Genomic DNA, 21,848 nt, shown 5'->3' with positions numbered 1-21,848 from the left:
CCTGTGGTTTGCGCGGGCCTTCCGGGTGGGTTCCATTCGGGAGGCCTATCCTTTTCCGGTCCTGCTCCTCTGTTGTTTTCTCTGCTTCAACGTTTGATCACCCTTGTCTTGAACGGGTGACGAACTCCTGGTGAAGTTGCGAGAACACCATTTCCGCATTCTCGTGCAGCCAGGCAGCGAAGGCAGTCTGACCCGCGGAAGGACGAAAGCCGAGCTTCCCCCGGTTCAGTTCGACTTCGCCCAGGTCTGAGCCATCCTTCGCTATGATGCTGACGGCCGTGCGCGGCGCTGCTGGCGCCTTTGGTGGCTCAGGCAGAGCCTTCACCCAGGCGGCAAACCGCTGGTCCGAGTTGGAGCCTTCAGCAAATGGGGCAGGGTGGATCGTTGAGGCGTCGATCCCCTGTTCCAGCACTTTCACCGCCAGCTCATACCAGCGTTTCCAGCCGATTGAGGGCGCGGCCCCAATACGCTCCAGCACATCACGCGGAAAGGCTTCGCGCACCTTGCGCATATGCGACGTATGGCTGCGGTTCACGTTCAGCGCATCCTGAACAACCCGCGCATCATAGCCGGCCTCCTCCAGATCACCGGCGAACAGCGCCTTTTCGATGAAGGACGGGTCTTTGCGCAGGTTGTTTTCCTGCCCCTGCGCCAGCACCGCCTCTTCATCTGAAAGCGTGCGGATCAGCGCCTTGACCGGCGTCCCAAGCCCCCGGATCGCCGCGAGTCTGCGGCGACCGTAGACCACCTGATAACGCCCGCTGAGCGTCGGATGCGGGCGCAGCAGGATGGGAACCTGCTGGCCATGCCGGGCAATGCTGTCGCGAAGGTCGGTTATATCTTCGTCCAGCGCGCCAATGCGGTCTTTCAGGCCCGTATCCTCGATCAGATTGGGGTCGATATCCTGAATGGACCGGCTGCCGACGCTGCGCAGATCGTTGCGGATGGCGGCAATCGGCCCGGCGCTTTGAAACACCTCGGGCATCTTTGGCGCGGGGCGGGGCAGGGGGTCTTTCCCGCCTTCTTCGGACCGGGCGGCGGGGGCGATGCCCTCGAACATGTTCTTGCGTGCCATGTCAGATCCTCCCCCATGCGTGATGGATGTCTTGCTCCAGCTCGCGCGCGACCGCATTGATCGCTTCCATCGCACGGTCGTAGGTGTTGCGGTTCATGCTGCCCCGGCCAACCTCGAAAAGCGTCTGGTGTGTCAGCCCGGCGTCGGAAATGGCGGTTGATTTCAGGAAGGTTTCGGTCATTACCCGCTTCCCGAAATTCGCTCGCAAAAGCCCGGCAACCTGTGCCTGCGGTCCGTCTGATGGCTCGAAACGCGATACCAGATAGCGCAGGAAATCGTATTCCAGCGTCATGCCTGCGTCGCGGATCGTGTCCAGCAGTGACGAGGTCATGGTCAGGAACTGGGCCAGCGATGCCACGTCGATAAAGTTCGGCACGACCGGAATGATGATCGAGGAAGAGGCCACCAGCGCCGAAAGCGTCAGGAACCCTAGCTGCGGCGGGCAGTCAATGAAAACAAGATCATAGCTTGATTCTACGGACTGGATCGCTTCGCGCAAACGCAGATAGAACGGCGGTTCGGAGCCATGCCGCAGGGCGTAGGGCGTCTCGGTTTCATATTCCGAAAGGATCAGACCGCCCGCCGCGATATCAAGCCCGTGGAAATAGGTCTTTCGCACGACCTCGCTCATCGGCAGCGGGTTTTCGTAGCGTATCGCGTCGTAAATCGTGCCCTTCTGGGTAAAGTCGATCTCGGGGCGAAGCCCGGTCATGGAGGACAGCGAGGCCTGCGGGTCCATGTCGATGACCAGCACGCGATAGCCGTGCAGGGCATACCACTGGCTCAGATAGGCCGCGGTGGTGGTCTTTGCGCTCCCACCCTTGAAAGATACGCAAGAGATGATCTGCAAAGGCTCGGTGCCGACCCGCCCCCGCAGATACAGTGACGGGTCGCGCGTGGTGCGCGCCAGCGCCAGCCGGATCTGCGCCAGATCTTCGGCAGAATAGAGCTTGCGCCCGCGTTCATCCAGGGGAACGTCGGGGATCTTGTCTTCGGCATGCAGTTTGCGCAGGTGGCCCGGTGCCAGCCCGAGAAATTCTGCCGCTTCGGTCGAGGAAAAGCTTCTGAGGTGCTTGCGGGCATCCGGCGCAAAATTGCGCTCCAGATGCATCCGGATCGATTCATGCAATGTGGATGCATCGCCTTGAAGCTCGGCAAATACCTGCTCTGCTGTCATGCTGCCCTCTCATATCAGGCTGGCGCGGTTGGCCCGCACTCAGCATACTCTTCCGAGCCTTTGGTTCTTTGTAGCGCAGAAATCCGAAATTCTCGCAGTTTTCCGCTACGAACAGAAATGCGCCAAGTCGGTCCGTCACGCAAGGAAATTCTACAACTTGTGTAGGGACACCGTCGCGGACGGCGCCCCGCAGGGCATGGGTATCAACTAATTTATTGATAAATAAACACAAAGCCGGACCCTTGCGAGGGGCGACCAATCCAGATCTTGTTGGCGCCGCTGTCGCCATCATCCGGGTCGGCGTCAAAAACGGGACTCATTCGAATCGCGGGGCAGGGCGGTCGTGGTGCTAAGGCCTGTCCAAATCCGATATTGGGGCAGGCTCAGCCCAGTCGTGCCACGGTTTCAGCCAGATGCGCCACACCAGCCCTGATCCTGTCTTCGCTGATCGAGGAATAGCCCAGACGGAAGTGACGGCAGATGCCGTCAGGGGCAGCAAAGAACGGATGGCCCGGCTCGATCAGCACGCCTTTTGGCCGCAGCGCTTCGGCGAAACTGGCGCTGTCGATGGTTTCGGGGGCGGCAACCCAGAGGCTCGACCCTCCGTGGCGGGCGGCGCCCACCACTTCCAGCGGGGTCTGTGACAGGGCGCTGACCAGCGTTTCGCGGCGGCGGCGGAACACCTCGCGCAGGCGCACCAGATGGGCGTCGTAATGGCCGAGCGCCAGAAAATATCCGGTCACGCGCTGCATATGTCCGGGCGCATGACGCAGCATCATCGCGCGCAGCGCCCGCGCCTGCCGGATGAACGGCTCGGGCCCGACCAGATAGCCGATACGCAGGCCCGGAAACAAGGATTTGGAAAAACTGCCCAGATAGATCACCCGCCCCGAGGCATCCAGCGACTTGAGCGAAGGGGAGGGGGGTTCGAGAAAGCTCATTTCGGTTTCGTAATCATCCTCGACCACCAGAAAGTCATGCCGGTCGGCGGCGGCCAGCAGCGCACGGCGGCGTTCCAGCGTCATGGTGATACCGACGGGGATGGAGTGGCTGGGCGCAACCAGAACCAGCCCGGTCTGGGGCGGAAGGTCATCGGGGTTCAGCCCCTCCGCATCGGTGGGAACGAACAGCGTGGGCATGCCGTGCAGCCGGAGGCTTTCGGCGAAGTCGGGGAAACCAGGGTCTTCGACCACCGCCAGCCGGTCCGGCAAGGCCAGCAGCCCGACCGCGATCCACAGGGCGTTCTGCGCGCCCAGCGTGATCAGCACCTCTTCCGGCCGGGCGCGGATGCCGCGGCGGGGCAGGGTGTTGCGGCAGATGTAATCCACCAGCACCGGGTCATCCTGCGTCAGGCTGTCATCCGCCAGTTCGGCGAAGTCGCGCGCCCCCAATGCGCGGCGGGCACAATCGCGCCAGGCGGTGTGGTTGAACAGCTTCGGGTCCGCCTGCCCGTAGATGAACGGATAGGGATAGCTGCGCCAGTCCAGCGGCTTCACGATGCGTCGCCGCCGTGTCAGATCAGGCAGGCGCACGGCCCAGTTCACGCGGCTGACCGCTGTCTGGTCAATCGCTTCCAGACGCCGGTGCGGCACTTTCTGCGAAACCGCGAAACCGGACCGCGGCAGGCTTTCAAGATAGCCCTGCGCCACAAGCTCCTGATAAACCAGCGTGACGGTCAGGCGAGACAGGCCAAGATGCGTCGCCAGTGCGCGCGTCGAAGGCATCCGGCTTCCCGGTTGTGCCCGCGTATCCAGCAGGGCCGAGGTGATCGAGGCCGTAAGCTGCATCTGCAACGGCTCGCGCCGGTTGCGATCCACGAAGAACATGTCGGGCGAGATCTGGCCGGTCAGCAGCATGCGAAACTGGACCTAAGTTTGTGCGCATCTGGATATAAACATGCCTGACGTCGCGTGACAACCTGACGCAGCCCGACCGGGAGAGTCGGCTGAACAGGGAGTTCCACCATGACCTTTTCGTCCCGCACGCTGCGCCGTGCGACTGTCCTTGCCATGCTTCTGGCCAGCGCCGTCCCGGCTGCCGCACGCGATTTCCGCATTGCGGTCGGTGACGGGGCAGGCGGCACGCAAGAGGCGCTTGGCCTTGCCTTCATCAAGGCGCTGGAAGAAAAATCCGGCGGTGCGGACAGCGCCAGGCTGTTCCTGAACGGCCAGCTTGGCGATGAACAGGATACGGTGACGGCGGCCGCGACTGGCACGCTGGATTTCTCGATCCTCGCCATCAACAATATCACGCCCTTCTCTCCCTCGGTCGGCACGCTGACCCTGCCCTATGTCATCCTGTCGCTGGAGGATGCCGAGAAGATTACCCAAGGCGAAATCGGTCAGCAGATGGTTGACCGCACGGTCGAGGACGCGGGCGTGCGCATCATCGGCTGGGCCTATTCGGGGTTCCGTGTCCTCACCAATTCCAGGAAGCCTGTGACCACGGTGGCCGATCTTCAGGGTCTCGTCGTGCGGGTGCCGAAGAACGAGATCATGATCGAGACCTACAAGTCCTGGGGCATCAATCCGACGCCGATGGCCTGGTCGGAAACCTTTGCCGCGCTGCAACAGAAGGTCGTGGACGGGCAGGACAACCCCTACATGACCGTGCACGCGATGAAGTTCGACGAGGTGCAGAAATATGTCACCAACATCCGCTACATCTTTTCGATCGAGCCGCTGATCGTCTCGGAACAGCTGTTTCAGTCGCTCAGCCCCGAAGAGCAGGCCAATGTGCTGGCGGCGGGGCAGTTCCTGCGTGATCAGGAGGCGCAGATCAAGACGGACCTGGTGGCCAAGGGCATGGAGATCAGCGACCCGGCGGATGGCGAGGCAGAGTTCATCGAACGTGCCACCACGACCGTCTGGCCAAAATTCTATGACAGTATCGGCGGCAAGGAGGTGCTGAACGGCGTCCTCGCCTCGCTCGGTCGCCCGACCGTCGAGTGATCGCCACCGGGGGCCGCCTCCTGTAGCGCGGTCCCACCCCCTGTCGTCTTGCAACAAGGGTCAGCCATGTCTTCCTTCTGGCGCCATCTCGACAAGCTGGAAAGTTATCTTTGCCAGCTTCTGCTCGCCTGCTTCGTCTGCCTGCTTTTCGTGCAGATCGTCGCGCGGTCGGTTTTCGGCAATTCGATCACCTGGATCGAAGAGCTTTCCGTCATCCTGTTCGTCTGGTTCGCCTATTTCGGGGCCAGCTATGCGGCGCGCATGTATGCGCACAACCGCGTGTCCTTCCACATCAACCGGCTGCCGCGGTCCGTGGCGCGCTGGGTTGAGGCGGTGGGGGATCTGGCCTGGATCGGTTTCAATCTGGTCTTCATCCGCTACGCCATCGAATATCTGAGCCTGATGAAGCCTTTCGTGAAGGCGCAAACGCTGGGCTGGCCGATGAAATGGGTCATGCTGGTGCTGCCCGTCGCCTTCACGCTGATGACGCTGCGCATTCTTCAGGTCAACTATCTGAAGCTTGTGCGGGGCCAGGACCCGCGCGACCCCGACGAAGTGGATATGGCCGCTCTTGCCGCCGCAACCAGGGCGGAGGCGGTGTGATGGACGGTCAGATCACGCTGGTCCTTTTTGGCACCTTCTTCTTCCTGATGATCCTCGGGGCACCGATTTCGGTCGGGCTGGGTGTCTCGGCTCTGACGACGATGTGGTTCCTCGGCGACAACCCGATCAAGATGGTACAGATCGCCTTTTCCTCGGTCGGGGCCTTCCCGCTGATGGCGCTGCCGGCCTTCATTCTTGCCGGGGCACTGATGGAGGCGGCAGGCATCTCGCGCCGTCTGATCACTGTCGCGGAAAGCCTGGCCGGCCCGTTCACCGGCGGCATCTCGGCCGCCACGGTGGTGGCCTGCCTGTTCTTCGGCGCGATTTCCGGCTCCGGTCCCGCCACGACAGCGGCGGTGGGGATGCTGATGATCCCGGCGATGGTGCGGGCGGGCTATGCCAAGGGCTATGGCGCCGCCGTCACCGCCGCCTCGGGCGGGCTGGGCATCGTCATCCCGCCGTCCATTCCGATGGTGATTTTCGGGATCTCGGCCATGGGCATGCAGCCCCCCGCCGAGGCGGTGGAGAAATTCGGCGCCTTCCAGACCGTGTCGATTTCCAAGCTGTTCATCGCGGGGTTCCTGCCGGGCTTCCTGATGGCGGCGGGCCTTCTGGTGATGAACTGGCTGCGCTGCCGCGCGGCAGGCTATTGTGGCGGGGCCGACCCGCTGTCGCCCGCCCATATCTTTGACGCCTGCCGCAAGGGATTCTGGGCGCTGATGGCCCCCTTCGTGATCCTCGGCGGCATCTATGCCGGGCTCTTCACCCCGACCGAGGCTGCCATCGTCGCCATTGCCTATACGCTGTTCGTCGGCATCTTCATTTATCGGGAGATCCGCCTGACCGAGGTGATGAAATCGCTTGAGGCGACGACCTGGCTGACGGGGCGTGTGCTGCTGGTGCTGTTCACCGCCACGATCTTCGGCCGCATTCTGGTGGAAAACCAGATCCCCGCGCATATCGCCGATGCGATGCTGGGTCTTACGCAGAATATCGCCGTGATCTGGGCACTGATCATCGTCTTCCTGCTGTTCGTCGGCATGTTCATGGAAACGCTGGCCGCCATCATGATCCTCGTGCCGGTGATGCTGCCGGTGGCCTATTCGGTGGGGATCGACCCGATCCACTTCGGTATCGTGATGATCTGCACTCTTTCGGTCGGGTTCCAGACCCCGCCGCTGGGCGAGAACCTCTTTATCGCCGCCGGGATTTCCAAGGTTTCCATTGAGGAAATCTCGGTGCGCGCCCTGCCATTCGCCGCCGCCAGCACCGCGATGATCGCCGTGATCGCGGCCTTCCCTGAAATCGCGCTCTGGCTGCCCAGGGTGATGGGCTACTGACCTCCGTTTTCCGGCCTGCCCGTTCTGGCCCGGCCACTCTTGAAAGGACCAACCATGACCCTGACCGCCGATGACCTGAAGGCTACGTTCGATGCCTTCAACCGCCATGACATCGACGCCGTGATGACCCATTTCGCCGAAGATTGCGTGTTCACCACCGTCGGCGGGTCCGAAGTGTTCGGCACGCGGATCGAAGGCCGCGACGCTATTGCCCAGGCGTTTGTCGCGGTCTGGACGGCGATGCCCGATGCAGAATGGGCTGATCACCGGCATTTCGTCTGCGGCGACCGCGCCGTGTCGGAATGGACGTTTCGCGGCACCGATGCCGAAGGCCGCCGGACTGAGGCGCAGGGGGTGGACCTGTTCACCCTGCGCGACGACAAGCTGGTGATGAAGCAGGCTTTCCGCAAACAGCGCCCCGTCATCCAGACGCGCTGATCCCATCCCCACCATAGCAGGAATGCGTCGATGCAAGGCACGACACCAAGACGCGCACGCGCGCCATACAACCAGAAGTATGATCCGGTGACGGATAAATCCATCGGAAGTGGCTGTGACTATGCCCCGACCTACTGGATCGGCACCGCCGGGCCTGCTCCGCAGGATGACGGCCCGGTGACAGGCGACATGGATGTCGATGTCGTTGTGATTGGCTCTGGCTATACCGGGCTGTCCTGCGCGCTGCATCTGGCCAAAGAGTTTGGCATCAAGGCGCATGTGCTGGAGGCCAACGGGGTGGCTTATGGCTGCTCCACCCGCAACGGCGGACAGGCACAGATCTCGTCCGGGCGGCTCAAACGTTCGCAGTGGATCGAGCGCTGGGGCGTGGAAACCGCGAAGGGCCTGCACGCCGAGGTCACCGAAGCCTTCGATCTTTTCCGTGGCCTGATCCGCGATCACGCCATCGACTGCGAACCGCAGGACGGCGGGCATTACTATATCGCCCACAAGGGCTGGATGATGCCGAAGCTGGCGAAGGAAGCGGCCCTTCTGCGCGAAACCTTCGGTTACGGTGCCCGGATACTTAACCGCGAGGAACTGCACGAAACGGCGGTGCGCGATCAGGAAGCCCATGGCGCCATGTGGGAGCCGGACGGCACCGCGATCCATGCCGCGAAACTGGCCTTCGGCTATCTGCGCGTGGCGCGCGAGCTGGGGGCGAAGGTCCATACCGACAGCCCGGTGGAAAGCTGGCAGACGATCAATGGTGTTCACCATCTGCGTACCCCCGGCGGCACGGTGCGGGCGCGGGCGGTAGCGGTGGCAACGGCAGGCTATGCGCCGCGCGGCCTGCATCCGCGCCTGCGTGACCGGATCATGCCGATCATGTCGAACTCCATCGTCACCCGCAAGCTGACGGCGGCCGAGCGTGAGGCCTGTGGCATCAGGGTCGGGTCGCCGCTGACTGACACGCGCACCCTGCGCCATTACTATCGCCTGTTGCCTGACGGGCGGGTGCAGATCGGATCCCGCGCGGCGATCACCGGGCAGGATGCGGACAATCCGGCGCACCTGGCAGGCCTGCGCGCAGCGCTGGCCCGCAAGTTCCCGGCGTTGCGCGGCATTGATCTGGATTACAGCTGGTGGGGCTGGGTCGATGTCAGCCATGATATGATGCCCCGCATCACCGCCATGCCCGGCCTGCCCAATGCCTTTTACGCCATGGGTTATGGCGGCAATGGCGTCATGTATTCCGCCCAGGCCGGGCGGCGCATAGCCCAGATGGTCGCCGGGCGCGCCTCGGATGTGCCGCGCCTGCCGATCTTCCATCAGGAACTGCCTCACGAGGGCTGGAAGACGCCGTTCCGGCGGCTCGGCCAGTGGGGACTCTACAAGCTTTACCACTTTCAGGACGAACGCGGCTGACGGCTGCGCAGAAGGAGAGATGCAATGAAAATGACCACCGAAGAAGCCTTCGTGAAAGTGCTTCAGATGCACGGGATCGAACATGCCTTCGGCATCATCGGTTCTGCCATGATGCCGGTTTCGGATCTGTTCCCCAAGGCGGGCATCACCTTCTGGGATGTGGCGCATGAAACCAATGGCGGCCTGATGTGCGACGGCTTCATCCGCGCCACCGGCAAGATGGCCATGGCGATTGCCCAGAACGGGCCGGGCGTCACCGGCTTCGTGACGGCAGTGAAAACCGCCTATTGGAACCATACCCCCATGCTGCTGGTGACGCCGCAGGCCGCCAACAAGACCATCGGTCAGGGCGGTTTTCAGGAGATGGAGCAGATGCGCCTGTTCGCCGACAGCGTCTGCTATCAGGAGGAAGTGCGCGACGCCTCGCGCATCCCCGAGGTGCTGAACCGCGTGATCCTGCGGGCATGGCGCAATTCGGCCCCGGCGCAGATCAACATCCCGCGGGACATGTGGACGCAGGTGATCGACGTCGATCTGCCGCAGATGGTGCATTTCGAACGCCCGGCGGGCGGCGAAGAAGCGGTGGCCGAGGCCGCGCGTCTGGTGTCCGAGGCCCGGTTCCCGGTGATCCTGTCGGGCGCGGGTGTGGTGCTGGGCGGGGCGATCCCCGATGTGGTGGCGCTGGCCGAACGGCTGGATGCGCCGGTCTGCTCCAACTACCAGCACAATGACAGCTTCCCCGGCACGCATCCGCTGGCCATGGGCCCCTTGGGCTACAACGGTTCGAAAGCCGCGATGGAAGTCATCGCCAAGGCCGATGTGGTGCTGGCACTGGGCACGCGGCTCAACCCGTTCTCGACCCTGCCGGGCTATGGCATCGACTATTGGCCGAAAGAGGCCAAGATCATTCAGGTCGATATCAACGCCGACCGGATCGGGCTGACCAAGAAGGTGACGGTCGGCATTCAGGGCGATGCCGGCAAGGTGGCGCGCGGCATCCTCGCACAGCTTTCGGGCACCGCGGGCGACGAAGGCCGGGCCGATCGCCGCGCGCTGGTTTCGCAGACCAAATCCCGCTGGGCGCAGGAGCTTTCCAGCCTCGATCACGAACAGGATGATCCGGGCACCGTCTGGAACGAGGAGGCCCGCAGCCGCGACGCCGATCTGATGTCGCCGCGTCAGGCCTGGCGTGCAATTCAGGCAGCGATGCCGGACGAGGCCATCATTTCGTCCGACATCGGCAACAACTGTGCCATCGGCAACGCCTATCCCGCTTTTGAAAAGGGCCGCAAATATCTGGCACCCGGCCTGTTCGGCCCCTGCGGCTATGGCTTCCCCGCGATCCTCGGCGCCAAGATCGGCTGCCCCGATACCCCGGTGATCGGTTTTGCCGGTGACGGTGCCTTCGGTATCTCGATGAACGAGATGACGGCCTGTGGCCGCGACGACTGGCCCGCCATCACCATGGTGATCTTCCGCAACTATCAGTGGGGCGCCGAAAAGCGCAACACGACGCTGTGGTATGACAACATGTATAACCGCCCCTTGCGCAAGAGGTTTTTTTGGGGGGAGCAATTTGGCGCGGTGTCGGGTGCTGACATGTATCCGGCCTCGTGATGCGGCCATTGTCATGCCGCGGGCCCGCATGGTGTTCGCGGGTCGGAACCAAATCAACGCCGCGTGCTCGAGGGCACTCTGTTGCGCTCTGGTTTTCCAACCCTGTCTCGCGACCGTTGCGCCAAGCTGCTCTCAGCCCTCCTCCGCTCCGACGACCTCGCGACCGCTGACGGACTTTACGTCGCCATGGCCGGAGCCCGATAGACCTCTCCGCTCTTCATCAACGCCCAGACGATCCGCGCCATCTTGTTGGCCAAGGCCACGCGCACCAGCATCGGCGGCTTGCGCTCCAGCATCCTTGCCAGCCAGGTGCCGGGGCGCGCTGACGTGTGGCAATGACGCTTGATGATGACGCTGTTGGCGCCGATGATTAGTAACCGACGTAGAGAGCGCTCGCCCATCTTCGTCGTGGCACCGAGCCGTTGCTTCCCGCCGGTCGAATGCTGCCTGGGCGTGAGGCCAAGCCATGCGGCGAAGTCTCGGCCCTTGCGAAACATGTCCGGTGGCGGGGCCAAAGTGGCTATGGCTGTAGCGATCAACGGGCCGATGCCAGGGATCGTCATCAGGCGCCGGGCGACAGCGCTCTCCCGGGCACGGCGGCCGATCTCCGCGTCCAGCGCCTCGATTTGCTCATCGAGCTGAGAAAGCGTTACAGTCAGGACCCTCAGGGAAGCCTGCGCCGTTGCGGGCAGTCCCGAGTCCTCGTCCGCGACAAGGGCAACAAGGCGACGTGCATTCGTCGCACCCTGTGGCACGACCCAGCCGTACTCGGTGAGGTGTCCGCGGAGCGCGTTGATGGCCTGAGTTCGCTGCCGGATGAGCAACTCTCGGACGCGGAAGACGCTGCTCGCCCCTTGGGTTTCCTCACTCTTCACGGGCACGAAGCGCATATTCGGTCTCTGCGCCGCCTCGCAGATCGCCTCGGCGTCAGCCGCATCATTTTTTTGCCGCTTGACGAAGGGCTTCACATAGGCGGGCGGGATGAGCCTGATGTCGTGACCGAGCTTGGACAGTTCCCGCCCCCAGAAATGCGCGCCGCCGCAGGCCTCCATCGCCACCAGGCTGGGCGGCAACTTGGCGAAGAACTCGATCACCTGAGCCCTTCTGAGCTTCTTGCGTAAGACAGCATTGCCTTTGCTGTCAGCGCCGTGGACCTGGAACACATTCTTCGCCAGATCCAGTCCGACCGTGATAATCTCCGACATGACCGCCTCCCAATTTGGATTGTTGCGATCCCACCATGGCACATCGATGCCGTCGGGGGGCGGTTACAGCATCAACTTCGTCGGCACCGAACTGGACCGCGACACAAGCTATGCCGCGATTGCGCGGGCTTGCGGGGCGCATGGCGTGCAGGTCCGCTCCACCGCCGATCTGACCGAAGAACTGCGCCGCGCGGTGGAGCGTCAGATGAAGGACCGCAAGACTACCTTCATCGAGGTTCTGCTCAATCAGGAACTGGGCGAGCCCTTCCGCCGGGATGCGATGAAAAAGCCCGTGCCGGTGGCGGGGATCAGCCGTGAGGACATGCGCCCGCAACGCGGCGCGGTCTGAGACATCCGGCGCGGCCCCGATAATGCGGGCCGCGCCGACCCTTTCTCTTGAGGTTCGTCATGCTTGACACCGTTACCCGCGCGCCGTCGCAGATCCGGCTGCTGTTTCCCGGCCTCATCACCGCCACGCTGGTGGGCGTGACGGCACAATTCCTGTCGGAACATTACGGCGCGCCCGCCATGCTGATGGCGTTGCTGCTGGGCCTCGCGCTCAATTTCCTGTCCGAAGATGGCAGCCGTACCGCTCCGGGCATCGCCTTCACCGCGCGCACCGTCCTGCGTCTGGGGGTTGCGCTGCTGGGGGTGCGGATCTCGGTCGAGATGTTGGGCGCCCTTGGCCCCGGCCTGATCGCGCTGACCGTGGCGGGGGTGGGGGCAACCATCCTGTGCGGGTTGGCGCTGGCCCGGCTGACCGGACGCGACTGGCGCTTTGGGCTGCTCACCGGCGGGTCGGTGGCGATCTGCGGCGCCTCGGCCGCCATGGCGATTTCGGCGATCCTGCCCCGGCACGAGAAATCGGAACGCGATCTTGTGTTCACCGTGCTGGCAGTGACTGTGCTGTCAACCGTGGCCATGGTGGTTTACCCAATGATTTCCAACGCGCTCGGCTTCACTGCGATCGAAAGCGGCGTGTTTCTGGGCGGCACCATCCATGATGTCGCGCAGGTCGTGGGCGCTGGCTTCTCGGTCGGGCAGGAAGCGGGTGAGACCGCGACACTGGTCAAGCTGATCCGGGTGTCGATGCTGGCGCCGGTTGTGCTGATCGCCTCGCTCGCGATCCGGGCGAAGGGGCTGGCGGCGACCGAAGGCGCGCGTCCGCCGTTGCTGCCGGGCTTCGTTCTGGGCTTCGTGGCCCTGGCCGCCCTCAATTCGATGGGTCTGATCCCGGCAGAACTGGCCGAGGGCGCGGCACTTCTGTCCCGTTGGGCGCTGCTGATCTCGATTGCGGCGGTCGGCATCAAGACCTCGCTGGCAAAAATGCTGGAGGTCGGTCCTGTCGCCATCGGCCTGCTGGTCGTCGAAACCCTGTTTATCGGCAGCTTCGTGCTGACCGGCCTGCATCTGCTGGATTGAGCCATGAAACCGCTGGACCGCATTCTTGAAGCCTGCCACGCCACGCCGCGCCACATCCTGTTGCCAGAGGGTGAAGACCCCCGCATCCAGGCCGCTGCCGTTCAGGCCGTGGCACGAGGGCTGGCCCGCATCACCCTGCTGGGCGATCCGGCGCGTGTGGGTCCGGCGCTGGATGCGCTGGGGGCAGCGCCCGGCGCGGTGGCGGTGATCGACCCGGCCCGCGCCCCGGATCTGGAGGCGCTGGCGGCCGAATGCCACCGCCTGCGCGCGGCGCGGGGGGTGACGCCGGATCAGGCCCGTGATCTGGTGCGCGATCCGCTGGTGCAGGCCGCGCTGCGGGTGCGGCTTGGTCAGGCCGATGGCACCGTGGGCGGGGCGGTCGCCACCACAGCCGATACCGTGCGCGCCGCCTTGCAGTTCATCGGGCGCGCGCCGGGCATCAATACGGTGTCCAGCTTCTTCCTGATGCTGTCCTGCGCCAAGGACGCGCCGATCAAGGGCGGCATGGTCTTTGCCGATTGCGGGCTGGTCATCACCCCGACAGCGGCAGAGCTGGCCGACATTGCCCGCGCCTCCGCCGCCTCTGCCCGCGCCCTGCTGAACGAGACGCCCCGCGTGGCGCTGCTGTCCTTTTCCACCGCCGGATCGGCGGAACATGACAGTCTCGCCCGTATCCGCGAGGCGCTGGAGCGGGTGCGGGCAGCCGAGCCGGATCTGGAAATCGACGGCGAGATCCAGTTCGATGCGGCCATCGACGATGCGATCCGCAGTCGCAAGGCACCGGGCAGCCGTTTGTCGGGGCGCCCCAATGTCTTTGTCTTTCCCGATCTGGCATCGGGGAATATCGGCTACAAGATCGCGCAGCGGCTGGGCGGGCTGACCGCCATCGGGCCTGTGCTGCAGGGGCTGAACCGTCCGGCAAACGACCTGTCGCGCGGATGCAGCGCCGAAGATGTGCTGGCGGTGATCGCCGTCACTTCGGCCCAATGCAGGGACGCCGCCTGATGAGCATAATGCTGCCCGCCGTGCTCGCGGCCATTCTGGTCGCCGGGCTGGCGCGGGCGGTCACCGGCTTTGGTTTCGCGCTGTTGGCGGTGCCGCTGCTCAGCCTGCATATGGCTGTGCCCAAGGCCGTGGCGCTGACCATCGTTCTTCAGGTGGCGATGGTGCCACGGGATGTGTTTGTCTCATGGCGGCGGCTGGACCGGGGCTATCTGCTGCGGCTGCTGGTCTGGGCGCTGCCTGCCATACCGCTCGGCCAGCTCGCGCTGCTGTCGGTGCCTGCCGAGGGCGCGCGCGTGGCATTGGCGGGGCTGGTGCTGACGGGCGTGGGGATGAGGGTGGCCCCGCCGCCCCTCGCCGGACTTCTACGCCGGATGCCGGTCGGCGTGGCCGGTTTTCTGGCGGGCTTCATGGGCGGGCTGGCCGCGATGCCCGGCCCGCCCGTTGTCCTGCATGCCCTGTCGCGCCCCGACGCGCCCGAGCGGACGCGGGCCACCCTGCTGCTGTTCTTTGGGGCGCTTTCCATCTGTGCGCTGCCGGTACTTGTGCAAAGCGGTGCGGCGGATGCGGGTCTTGGCCGGCTGGCGCTGATCGCGCTGCCCGTGTTGCTGCTGGCCGACAGTCTGGGCCGCCGCCTGTCGGGATATATCAGCGTCCCGGCCTATCAGGGCCTTTCCGCCGGGCTGCTGTGCCTGGCGGCCTGCCTGGCGGTTTACCCGGTGCTGCGCTGATAAAGGCCAGACAACGGGGCAGGGGGCTGGCCCCCGTCAGACAGACCGGGGGCCCTTCCTCAGGCCACGATCACTCGGGTGCCTTTACCAGAATTTTCACCTGCGATTTTTCGGCCACCAGCGCCTCGAACCCCTGCGCGACGATATCGTCAAGCGCGATGCGCTTGGTGACCAGCTTCTCGGCGCTGAAATAGCCCTCCACCATAAGCTCCATCACCGCCGGATAGATGTGGCGATAGGCAATGGTGCCCTGAAGCTGACGCTCTTTCAGCACGACGGTGTTGGGGTGAAAGGCCGCGTCACCTTCCCAGATCGAGACGATCAGCGTCTGGCCCTCATGCCGGGTGCTGTCGATGCACTGCTGCAATACGCGCGGAACTCCGGTCACCTCGAAGGCCACATGAACGCCGCCGGTCACTGCGCGGATCATTTCGACCGGATTGGCCGTCATCGGGTCAATCGCGGTGGTCGCACCCAGTTCCAGCGCCTTGCGCCGCCGCTCGGGCGACGGTTCGACGACGTGGATCTGCGCCGCGCCCGCGACGCGCAGCGCCTCGACCACCAGAAGCCCGATGGGGCCCGCGCCAAAGACGGCAGCGGTATCCCCGGCCCGGATCGCCGACATCCGCACCGCATGCAGCGCCACGGCGGCGGGTTCGACCAGCGCGCCCTGTTCCATCGACAGTTCGTCCGGCATCTTGTGGACCATGCGCGCAGGCACCACCGAGGTTGCGGCAAAACCGCCGTGACCGCCGGAAAGCCCGACGAAACCAAGGCTGTCACAGAGGTTGTATTTCCCCTCGCGGCAGCCCGGACAGGTTCCGCAGGCAAAGATCGGCTCTATGGCCACCCGATCGCCGGGGCGCAGGCCCGTCACGCCCTCGCCCAGCTCGGTGACGGTGCCGCAATATTCGTGGCCCATGGTGATCGGCGCCTTGTCGCGGCTCAGCGGATGGGCCTCGCTTACCGGAATGAAGATCGGCCCGGCCAGATATTCATGCAGGTCGCTGCCGCAGATCCCGGTCCAGGCAACCTTGATCGCGACCTCTCCGGGGCCGGGGGCAGGGGTGTCGATATCTTCGACGCGAATGTCCTTCACGCCATGCCAACGTGCGGCTTTCATGGAAGTCTCCTTCAGTGCAGGGAAAGGTTCCCGGCCCTCGTGAGGCCGGGGAGGATGGTGCAGTCGCGTCAGGACAGGTGATGCACCTCTTGCAGCCCGTAGACCGGGGTCTCGATCCCCTCCATCCGGGCCTTGAGCTGAAGCGCCAGATACAGCGAATAGTGTCGCGACTGGTGCAGGTTGCCGCCGTGAAACCAAAGCTGCTCCTGCTGCGTCGGCTTCCACATGTTGCGCTGCTCGCCCTCCCACGGGCCGGGGTCTTTCGTGGTGTCGGAGCCAAGTCCCCAGACCTTGCCAACCTTGTCGGCGACCTGCTGGCTGATCAGATCGGCCGCCCAGCCGTTCATCGAGCCATAGCCCGTCGCCAGCACCACCAGATCGGCCGGCAGCCGTGTGCCATCGGTCAGCACAACGGCGTCTTCCTCGAAATGATCAATGCCGCCCTTGGCCAGTTTCACCTCGCCGTCGATGATCAGCTGGCTCGCGCCCACGTCGATGTAATAGCCCGAGCCGCGGCGCAGGTATTTCATGAACAGGCCCGAACCATCATCGCCCCAGTCCAGATCGAAACCCGCCTTTTCCAGCCCGGTGTAGAAGGCCGCGTCGCGTTCACGCATCTGGTCGTAAAGCGGGATCTGGAATTCGTGCATGATTTTGTAGGGCAGCGAGGCGAAGATCATGTCCGCCTTTTCGGTCGTCATGCCATTGGCCACCGCCTGTTCGGAATAAAGCGCGCCAAGACCGATCTCCATCAGGCTGTCCGAGCGCACGATATGCGTGGACGAACGCTGCACCATCGTCACATCGGCATCGCCTTCCCAAAGCGCGGCGCAGATGTCATGGGCCGAATTGTTGGAGCCGATGACCACGGCCTTCCTGCCTGCCCAGGCATCCGGCCCCTCATGCTGGGACGAATGCTGGATCGTGCCCCTGAACGTCTCCATGCCGGGGAAACGCGGCATGTTCGGTTTGCCAGACATGCCGGTCGCCAGCACCAGATGGGTGGGTTCCAGCGTAACCGCCTCGCCGTCGCGGTTGACCTCGACCCGCCATTTGCCGGTGGCCGGATCATGGCTGGCGCGCGTCACTTCAGAGCGCGTCCAGTAATTGATCTCCATGACCTTGGTATACATCTCCAGCCAGTCGCCGACCTTGTCCTTGGGCGTGAAAACCGGCCAGTTGTCGGGAAACTTGATGTAGGGCAGGTGGTCATACCAGATCGGGTCATGCAGGCAGAGCGACTTGTAGCGGCTGCGCCACTGGTCGCCGGGCCGGTCATGCTTGTCCAGCACGATGGCGGGCACGCCAAGCTGGCGCAGCCGCGCACCAAGCGCGATGCCGCCCTGACCGCCGCCGATGATCACGACATAGGGCTGGGTGGTGTAGCCCAGGCTTGCCTCTTCCGCCTCGCGGCGTTCCTTCCAGGAACTGCGGTTCTTCTGCGCGCCGTGTTCGGCCCCCATCGGACGACGGGTGCCGCGGGGTTCCTCGAAGCCCTTCAACTCCTGAAGTGCGGTCAGCAGGGTCCAGATCCGGCCATCGCGCAACCGCATCAGGCCCCAGCCGCGCCCGGCCTTCGTCTCGAAGGTGATCCATGCCGTGATCACACCGCCCTCCTCGGCGGGGGTCTCTCCGGTCTGGATCTGGAAGTTGCCGGGCCGGGTGCGGGCAAGCTGGCTGTGCAGCAGGTCCGCCACCCCCGCAGGCCCCTCGACCGTCTTGAGGTTCCAGCTTACCGCAACCAGGTCGCGCCAGTAGCTGTCGGTCGCAAACAGCGCCGCCGCGCGCTCGGCATCGCCGCCCTCCAGTGCGGCGTTGAGGCTGTCCAGCATCTCCTGTGTTTGGCTGACCACTGTCATATCAAGCATCGCGTCTCCTCCTCTGCGCGTGTCTCGCGAGGAAGTATCGGGCGATGAATCGGGCGCGATCCACGTTTGCGAGGGCTGATGCCGGGGAAAAGTGGTCGCTGCGGCGCGGCATGTTGCGCGTGCAACGCCCACGCAACAGATCACGCGGGCGGCTGCAACCCGGCAGCGCGTATCCGGCGCAGGATGGTCGAACGGTTGACCCCGAACCGTCGGGCGGCGCGCGCCATGTTCCAGTCGCAGGCGACCAGAACCTGCTCCAGCGCCGCCCACGGATCGGCTGAGCCTGCGGCGGGCGGTTCGGGTGAAGGCGCAGCCTCGACCGGGCCGGGCAGATCGGGCAGGTCGATGACCGGCCCGATGCAAAGCGCCGCCGCGACATCGAGCACCTGTTCGAGTTCGCGGATATTGCCGGGCCAGCGCCGTCCCATCAGATCGGCACGGGCGGAAGGCGACAGACGGATCGTGTCGGCCGCGTGGCGGCGCAGGTGGCGCGACATCAGCCAGTCGATATCCCGCCGCAGCCGCAAAGGCGGCACTTCCAGCACACAGCCCGCAAGCCGGTGAAACAGAGGGCGCGGCACGCCGATCCGGGCCGGATCAAGACAGGTCGTGGACAGCGGGCGCAGGTTGGGCCTGCGATCCAGCAGCCCGCTCAGCGCGACGGCGGTTTCCGGGGCCAGATCCTCGATCCGGCGCAGGACAAGCGTGGTAGGGCCAACGGCCTCCAGACAGGCATCGGCCAGAGCCTCCGGCGTCAGCCCGGCGCATTCGAGGCTGATGAACCCCTGCGCCTTGCCCGTCATGTGGATCGCCCGTGCAAGCTTGGTCTTGCCGGTGCCGGTTTCACCCGTGATCGGCAGCGGCACGGTGCCGGGGGCCAGCCGCTCGGCCTGATCCAGCAGACGCGACATACCGGCGTCCCCGCCGGTCAGCCCGGCCAGCGCCCCGCCGGTGCGCATCCGCTGATGCGGCTGGCGCGGCGCCTTGGGGGCGATGGCATGCCCGAACAATGCTCCGCCGTCGCGCGTTTCGATCACGCGCTCTTCGGTCGGGCGGTCGCGCATCAGATCGGGCAGGTCATCGACGCTCATGTTCAGAACTTCGTCGATCCGGTGCCCGAGGATCGTTCCGCCGTCGGGAAACAGCCGGCGCGCGGCGCGCGTGTAGCCCAGTACACGCCCGGAGCCATCCAGCCGCACCGCCGCCTCGGGATCGACGTCCAGAAATTCCGGGCTGGACGAAAGCCGCAGCACCCAGTCGCGCGGGCTTTCGGCCATCAGGTTCGCCATTTCGACCCGCCGCGCCGCCGTGGTCACAAGGCTCATCGCAAGGTTCTGGCTGGTCTTGGGCGCAGGAGATCGCAGCAGCGAGATATCCAGCACCGCCGCAAGCTGACCAAGGCTGTCGAAGATCGGCGCCGCCGTGCAGGACAGGGCGGTATGCGCATTGCCGAAATGGTCATCCTGATGCACCGTCACCGGCTCCTGCAGGACGATGCAGGCACCGACCCCGCAGGTTCCCGCCAGATTCTCCGACCAGTTCGACCCGAGATAAAGGCCCGAGCGGCGCAGATCCTCGGTGAAAAGATCGTCGCCGAAAAAGTCGACGCAGACGCCCTTGGCATCGGTCAGCAGCAGCACATAGTTCTGCCCCGCAACCTGCCGGAACAACGACTGCAACCCTGATCTTGCCGTGGCGATCAGCCATTCGGCCTGCTTGCGGTGATCACGCAGTTCCGCCTCGGTCACGATATGGGCGGGGTCAGAGCGGGTCGGGTCCATGCCGTAAAGCTCGACACAGCGCCGCCAGGAGGCAGAGACAAAGCTGTCCCGCCCGGTCTGGCTACCGTCCAGCACCCGCCCGATCTCCTCGACATGCCGCAGGTCTTTCATGCGCATCGCCTCCCGTCGGGACTGTAGCACAGACCGCCGCCATCGGAGATGGAACATTGGTCGGAGATAGCGGGCATCCGCCAGCGGCCCTCTCAACCCTGCCGGCAACCGCGCGCGTGCGCGCGCATTGCTTCTGGACGAGGCTGTTCGATACGGGATATGTTTCAATGAACATATCGAATCCACAGGTGACAACATGAAACTGAGCGCGAGGAATATGCTTTCCGGGACGGTGGTGGATATCACCACAGGCGCTGTCACCAGCCATGTCAGGATCGACATTGGCGGCAGCGTGCTGACCGCCTCGATCACCAACAGCGCGGTGCAGGATCTGGGTCTGGTGGTGGGCGGCCAGGCCATTGCCGTCATCAAGGCCAGCGATGTCATGGTCGGAACCGTTGAATGATGCCGCAGGCTCCGCTTGTCTGGAACGGCCTGCGCCCCGGCGAGATTGTGACCGAATCGCAGATGGCTCAGGACGCGACAGTTCAGTTCATCGGCACGATCCACACCCCCTGGGCCGACCCGCATGCCTGCCCGAAATGGGGCGACGAGGTCGATGGCCCCGTCTGTTGGATCAACCTGCACCCCCGCTGGCAGCCAGCGCTGAAGGGTATTCTCGCGAAAGACCGGCTTCAGTTGCTGTACTGGCTGCATCTGGCGCGGCGGGACCTGTTGCAGCAAAGCCCGAGGTCGGATGGAGAAACCCTTGGCACATTCGCCATAAGATCCCCGCTTCGCCCCAATCCGATCGCCTCGAGCCATGTCCGGGTCATTGCGATTGAAGGGCCTCTGCTTTCGGTGCGGGGACTTGATTGCGTCAATGGCACGCCCCTGCTCGACATCAAGCCGGAAGGCGCTGCCCTGAAAGGAGACCTGTCATGTCCCTGCGCATAGCCAAGAGCCTGTCAGAGCCGGGGGATACCCGCCGCCCCGTCCGGGTCAGGATGCTGGCCGTTCTGGTTGCAGCGGTCCTGCTGGTCTTCGCCGGCGCTTTCACGGCTTCGGCGCGTGAAATCCTTGACGCGACGGGTCGCAAGGTCATCGTGCCGGATCAGCCGATGCGCGTTTTCGCGGCAGGCCCCCCTGCGTCGGTGCTGCTTTACGCCCTGAAGCCGGAGGCGATGATCGGCTGGGTGCGCGCGCCGCGCGACCGGGATCTGCCCTATCTTCAGACCGCGACCCACGCGCTGCCCGAACTCGGGCGGTTATCCGGCAAGGGCGGAACGCTGAACCTTGAGGTGCTGCTGGCGGCGAAACCGGATCTCATCGTCGATTTCGGAACCGTCAACGAAACCTATCTGACGCTGGCCACCAAGGTGCAGGAACAGACGGGTGTGCCCTATGTGCTGATTGACGGGTCATTTGCCAATACGCCGGCGGCGATCCGCCAGATGGCCGAAATCCTTGGCGTGCCCGAACGGGGCGAGGCGCTGGCAAGCTATGCCGAGGCGACCTTTGCCATGGTGACGCGGGTGCTTGAGGCCGTGCCGCCCGAGGACCGGCCGACTGTCTATCTGGCGCGCGGGCCGGAGGGACTTGAAAGCGCCGCCAGAGGCGCGATCAACGCGGAAATCATCGAATGGGCGGGTGGGCTCAACGTGGTGGGCGGCCCCGACCGCGGATTGGTGACAACCTCGGTCGAGCAGATTCTGGCCTGGGCGCCCGCCACTGTCGTGACCATTGACCGCGACTTTGCGAGGGATGTGGCCACCCTGCCGGGCTGGAGCGATGTTCCGGCCGTGCGGGACGCGCGGGTTCTGCTGGCCCCCGCCGAACCCTTCGGCTTCATCGACAGTCCGCCCTCGATGAACCGGCTGATCGGCCTGCACTGGTTGATGCACAGCTTCTACCCAGAGGTCGCGGAAGGTGATCTGGGGGCCGAGGTCGCCCGTTTCTACAAGCTGTTTTATCATGTGACTCTGGATGATGCGGCAGTGGCCGGACTTCTTGAAAACTAGGTCGCGACGGGGTGC

General features: G+C 64.5%; 20 protein-coding genes. 13 read left to right on the top strand and 7 right to left on the bottom strand.

What is annotated here, in order from left to right; all coding sequences use genetic code 11:
* Positions 1 to 97 precede the first annotated feature (97 nt).
* The 3 genes from repB to pdxR form a co-directional block, all read right to left on the bottom strand.
* Positions 98 to 1,075, bottom strand: coding sequence for a plasmid partitioning protein RepB (repB, locus tag IE126_RS12825; protein WP_189381227.1), 978 nt, complete (start codon positions 1,073 to 1,075; stop codon positions 98 to 100).
* Between the two features lies 1 nt (position 1,076).
* Positions 1,077 to 2,252, bottom strand: coding sequence for a plasmid partitioning protein RepA (gene repA / locus IE126_RS12820; RefSeq protein WP_189381226.1), 1,176 nt, complete (start codon positions 2,250 to 2,252; stop codon positions 1,077 to 1,079).
* A gap of 383 nt (positions 2,253 to 2,635) precedes the next feature.
* Positions 2,636 to 4,108 carry a MocR-like pyridoxine biosynthesis transcription factor PdxR gene (pdxR, locus tag IE126_RS12815; RefSeq protein WP_189381225.1) on the bottom strand — a complete coding sequence of 491 codons (1,473 nt, stop codon included), beginning with the start codon at positions 4,106 to 4,108 and terminating at the stop codon, positions 2,636 to 2,638.
* 108 nt (positions 4,109 to 4,216) lie between these two features.
* On the opposite strand from pdxR, the gene IE126_RS12810 reads away from it, so the two are divergent.
* The 6 genes from IE126_RS12810 to xsc all read left to right on the top strand — a co-directional run bounded on the left by IE126_RS12810 (position 4,217) and on the right by xsc (position 10,629).
* Positions 4,217 to 5,203: a TRAP transporter substrate-binding protein gene (locus IE126_RS12810; RefSeq protein WP_189381224.1), complete on the top strand. Its 987-nt coding sequence runs from the start codon at positions 4,217 to 4,219 to the stop codon at positions 5,201 to 5,203.
* A 66-nt stretch (positions 5,204 to 5,269) separates the two neighbouring features.
* On the top strand, positions 5,270 to 5,806 hold the full coding sequence (locus tag IE126_RS12805; RefSeq protein WP_054302170.1) for a TRAP transporter small permease: 537 nt from the start codon (positions 5,270 to 5,272) through the stop codon (positions 5,804 to 5,806).
* Positions 5,806 to 7,146, top strand: a complete 1,341-nt coding sequence (locus tag IE126_RS12800; protein WP_054302169.1) for a TRAP transporter large permease — start codon at positions 5,806 to 5,808, stop codon at positions 7,144 to 7,146. The genes IE126_RS12805 and IE126_RS12800 overlap by 1 nt, the downstream gene beginning before the upstream one ends.
* A 54-nt stretch (positions 7,147 to 7,200) precedes the next feature.
* Entirely contained in the window at positions 7,201 to 7,584 is a 384-nt protein-coding gene (locus tag IE126_RS12795) for a nuclear transport factor 2 family protein (RefSeq protein WP_189381223.1), read from the top strand.
* Positions 7,585 to 7,614: 30 nt separating this feature from the next.
* A complete protein-coding gene (locus IE126_RS12790; protein ID WP_189381222.1) occupies positions 7,615 to 9,012 on the top strand; it encodes an NAD(P)/FAD-dependent oxidoreductase in 1,398 nt (465 codons plus the stop codon).
* Positions 9,013 to 9,036: 24 nt separating this feature from the next.
* On the top strand, positions 9,037 to 10,629 hold the full coding sequence (gene xsc, locus IE126_RS12785) for a sulfoacetaldehyde acetyltransferase (RefSeq protein ID WP_229825461.1): 1,593 nt from the start codon (positions 9,037 to 9,039) through the stop codon (positions 10,627 to 10,629).
* Between the two features lie 176 nt (positions 10,630 to 10,805).
* Here xsc and IE126_RS12780 read toward each other — a convergent pair whose 3' ends face one another.
* Positions 10,806 to 11,834, bottom strand: coding sequence for an IS110 family RNA-guided transposase (locus tag IE126_RS12780; protein WP_189381221.1), 1,029 nt, complete (start codon positions 11,832 to 11,834; stop codon positions 10,806 to 10,808).
* Between IE126_RS12780 and IE126_RS12775 the strand changes: the two genes are divergently transcribed.
* Genes IE126_RS12775 through IE126_RS12760 form a run of 4 tightly spaced genes read left to right on the top strand, consistent with a single transcriptional unit; the run spans position 11,833 to position 14,989 of the window.
* Complete coding sequence (locus tag IE126_RS12775; protein ID WP_268245814.1) at positions 11,833 to 12,183, top strand: thiamine pyrophosphate-dependent enzyme; 351 nt, start codon at positions 11,833 to 11,835, stop codon at positions 12,181 to 12,183. The two genes, IE126_RS12780 and IE126_RS12775, sit on opposite strands and share 2 nt — an antisense overlap.
* A 59-nt stretch (positions 12,184 to 12,242) precedes the next feature.
* On the top strand, positions 12,243 to 13,256 hold the full coding sequence (locus tag IE126_RS12770; RefSeq protein ID WP_189381220.1) for a YeiH family protein: 1,014 nt from the start codon (positions 12,243 to 12,245) through the stop codon (positions 13,254 to 13,256).
* Between the two features lie 3 nt (positions 13,257 to 13,259).
* Positions 13,260 to 14,261, top strand: coding sequence for a phosphate acetyltransferase (gene pta, locus IE126_RS12765; RefSeq protein ID WP_189381219.1), 1,002 nt, complete (start codon positions 13,260 to 13,262; stop codon positions 14,259 to 14,261).
* Complete coding sequence (locus IE126_RS12760) at positions 14,261 to 14,989, top strand: sulfite exporter TauE/SafE family protein (protein WP_189381218.1); 729 nt, start codon at positions 14,261 to 14,263, stop codon at positions 14,987 to 14,989. The genes pta and IE126_RS12760 overlap by 1 nt, the downstream gene beginning before the upstream one ends.
* A gap of 70 nt (positions 14,990 to 15,059) precedes the next feature.
* Here the strand turns inward: IE126_RS12760 and IE126_RS12755 are convergent, their stop codons facing one another.
* The 3 genes from IE126_RS12755 to IE126_RS12745 all read right to left on the bottom strand — a co-directional run bounded on the left by IE126_RS12755 (position 15,060) and on the right by IE126_RS12745 (position 19,872).
* On the bottom strand, positions 15,060 to 16,112 hold the full coding sequence (locus tag IE126_RS12755; protein WP_189381217.1) for a 2,3-butanediol dehydrogenase: 1,053 nt from the start codon (positions 16,110 to 16,112) through the stop codon (positions 15,060 to 15,062).
* 68 nt (positions 16,113 to 16,180) lie between these two features.
* On the bottom strand, positions 16,181 to 17,980 hold the full coding sequence (locus IE126_RS12750) for an NAD(P)/FAD-dependent oxidoreductase (RefSeq protein WP_189381216.1): 1,800 nt from the start codon (positions 17,978 to 17,980) through the stop codon (positions 16,181 to 16,183).
* A 140-nt stretch (positions 17,981 to 18,120) separates the two neighbouring features.
* Positions 18,121 to 19,872, bottom strand: a complete 1,752-nt coding sequence (locus IE126_RS12745; RefSeq protein WP_189381215.1) for a sigma-54-dependent Fis family transcriptional regulator — start codon at positions 19,870 to 19,872, stop codon at positions 18,121 to 18,123.
* A 196-nt stretch (positions 19,873 to 20,068) separates the two neighbouring features.
* Here IE126_RS12745 and IE126_RS12740 point away from each other — a divergent pair, with 196 nt between their 5' ends.
* The 3 genes from IE126_RS12740 to IE126_RS12730 are packed head-to-tail and all read left to right on the top strand — an operon-like array spanning position 20,069 to position 21,833.
* Positions 20,069 to 20,278: a TOBE domain-containing protein gene (locus IE126_RS12740; RefSeq protein WP_054302159.1), complete on the top strand. Its 210-nt coding sequence runs from the start codon at positions 20,069 to 20,071 to the stop codon at positions 20,276 to 20,278.
* Positions 20,275 to 20,769 (top strand): SAM-dependent methyltransferase, encoded by a 495-nt coding sequence (locus IE126_RS12735; RefSeq protein ID WP_229825460.1) that lies wholly within the window; start codon positions 20,275 to 20,277, stop codon positions 20,767 to 20,769. The genes IE126_RS12740 and IE126_RS12735 overlap by 4 nt, the downstream gene beginning before the upstream one ends.
* The gene (locus IE126_RS12730) at positions 20,754 to 21,833 is read left to right on the top strand and encodes an ABC transporter substrate-binding protein (RefSeq protein ID WP_229825457.1); all 1,080 of its coding nucleotides are present in this window, start codon (positions 20,754 to 20,756) and stop codon (positions 21,831 to 21,833) included. Before IE126_RS12735 ends, IE126_RS12730 begins: the two co-directional genes overlap by 16 nt.
* The last annotated feature ends 15 nt before the right edge of the window (positions 21,834 to 21,848 follow it).

Source organism: Gemmobacter nanjingensis (assembly GCF_014652195.1).
Taxonomy (GTDB): domain Bacteria; phylum Pseudomonadota; class Alphaproteobacteria; order Rhodobacterales; family Rhodobacteraceae; genus Gemmobacter; species Gemmobacter caeni.
Note: the sequence above shows the minus strand (reverse complement) of the source record. Positions and strands in the feature narration are given on the sequence as shown.

Bases quoted from the DNA above. Each gene is read 5' to 3' on its own strand.
- repB (WP_189381227.1), bottom strand. From the start codon at position 1,075: ATGGCACGCAAGAACATGTTCGAGGGCATCGCCCCCGCCGCCCGGTCC.
- repA (WP_189381226.1), bottom strand. From the start codon at position 2,252: ATGACAGCAGAGCAGGTATTTGCCGAGCTTCAAGGCGATGCATCCACA.
- pdxR (WP_189381225.1), bottom strand. From the start codon at position 4,108: ATGCTGCTGACCGGCCAGATCTCGCCCGACATGTTCTTCGTGGATCGC.
- IE126_RS12810 (WP_189381224.1), top strand. From the start codon at position 4,217: ATGACCTTTTCGTCCCGCACGCTGCGCCGTGCGACTGTCCTTGCCATG.
- IE126_RS12805 (WP_054302170.1), top strand. From the start codon at position 5,270: ATGTCTTCCTTCTGGCGCCATCTCGACAAGCTGGAAAGTTATCTTTGC.
- IE126_RS12800 (WP_054302169.1), top strand. From the start codon at position 5,806: ATGGACGGTCAGATCACGCTGGTCCTTTTTGGCACCTTCTTCTTCCTG.
- IE126_RS12795 (WP_189381223.1), top strand. From the start codon at position 7,201: ATGACCCTGACCGCCGATGACCTGAAGGCTACGTTCGATGCCTTCAAC.
- IE126_RS12790 (WP_189381222.1), top strand. From the start codon at position 7,615: ATGCAAGGCACGACACCAAGACGCGCACGCGCGCCATACAACCAGAAG.
- xsc (WP_229825461.1), top strand. From the start codon at position 9,037: ATGAAAATGACCACCGAAGAAGCCTTCGTGAAAGTGCTTCAGATGCAC.
- IE126_RS12775 (WP_268245814.1), top strand. From the start codon at position 11,833: ATGACCGCCTCCCAATTTGGATTGTTGCGATCCCACCATGGCACATCG.
- IE126_RS12780 (WP_189381221.1), bottom strand. From the start codon at position 11,834: ATGTCGGAGATTATCACGGTCGGACTGGATCTGGCGAAGAATGTGTTC.
- IE126_RS12770 (WP_189381220.1), top strand. From the start codon at position 12,243: ATGCTTGACACCGTTACCCGCGCGCCGTCGCAGATCCGGCTGCTGTTT.
- pta (WP_189381219.1), top strand. From the start codon at position 13,260: ATGAAACCGCTGGACCGCATTCTTGAAGCCTGCCACGCCACGCCGCGC.
- IE126_RS12760 (WP_189381218.1), top strand. From the start codon at position 14,261: ATGAGCATAATGCTGCCCGCCGTGCTCGCGGCCATTCTGGTCGCCGGG.
- IE126_RS12755 (WP_189381217.1), bottom strand. From the start codon at position 16,112: ATGAAAGCCGCACGTTGGCATGGCGTGAAGGACATTCGCGTCGAAGAT.
- IE126_RS12750 (WP_189381216.1), bottom strand. From the start codon at position 17,980: ATGCTTGATATGACAGTGGTCAGCCAAACACAGGAGATGCTGGACAGC.
- IE126_RS12745 (WP_189381215.1), bottom strand. From the start codon at position 19,872: ATGAAAGACCTGCGGCATGTCGAGGAGATCGGGCGGGTGCTGGACGGT.
- IE126_RS12740 (WP_054302159.1), top strand. From the start codon at position 20,069: ATGAAACTGAGCGCGAGGAATATGCTTTCCGGGACGGTGGTGGATATC.
- IE126_RS12735 (WP_229825460.1), top strand. From the start codon at position 20,275: ATGATGCCGCAGGCTCCGCTTGTCTGGAACGGCCTGCGCCCCGGCGAG.
- IE126_RS12730 (WP_229825457.1), top strand. From the start codon at position 20,754: ATGTCCCTGCGCATAGCCAAGAGCCTGTCAGAGCCGGGGGATACCCGC.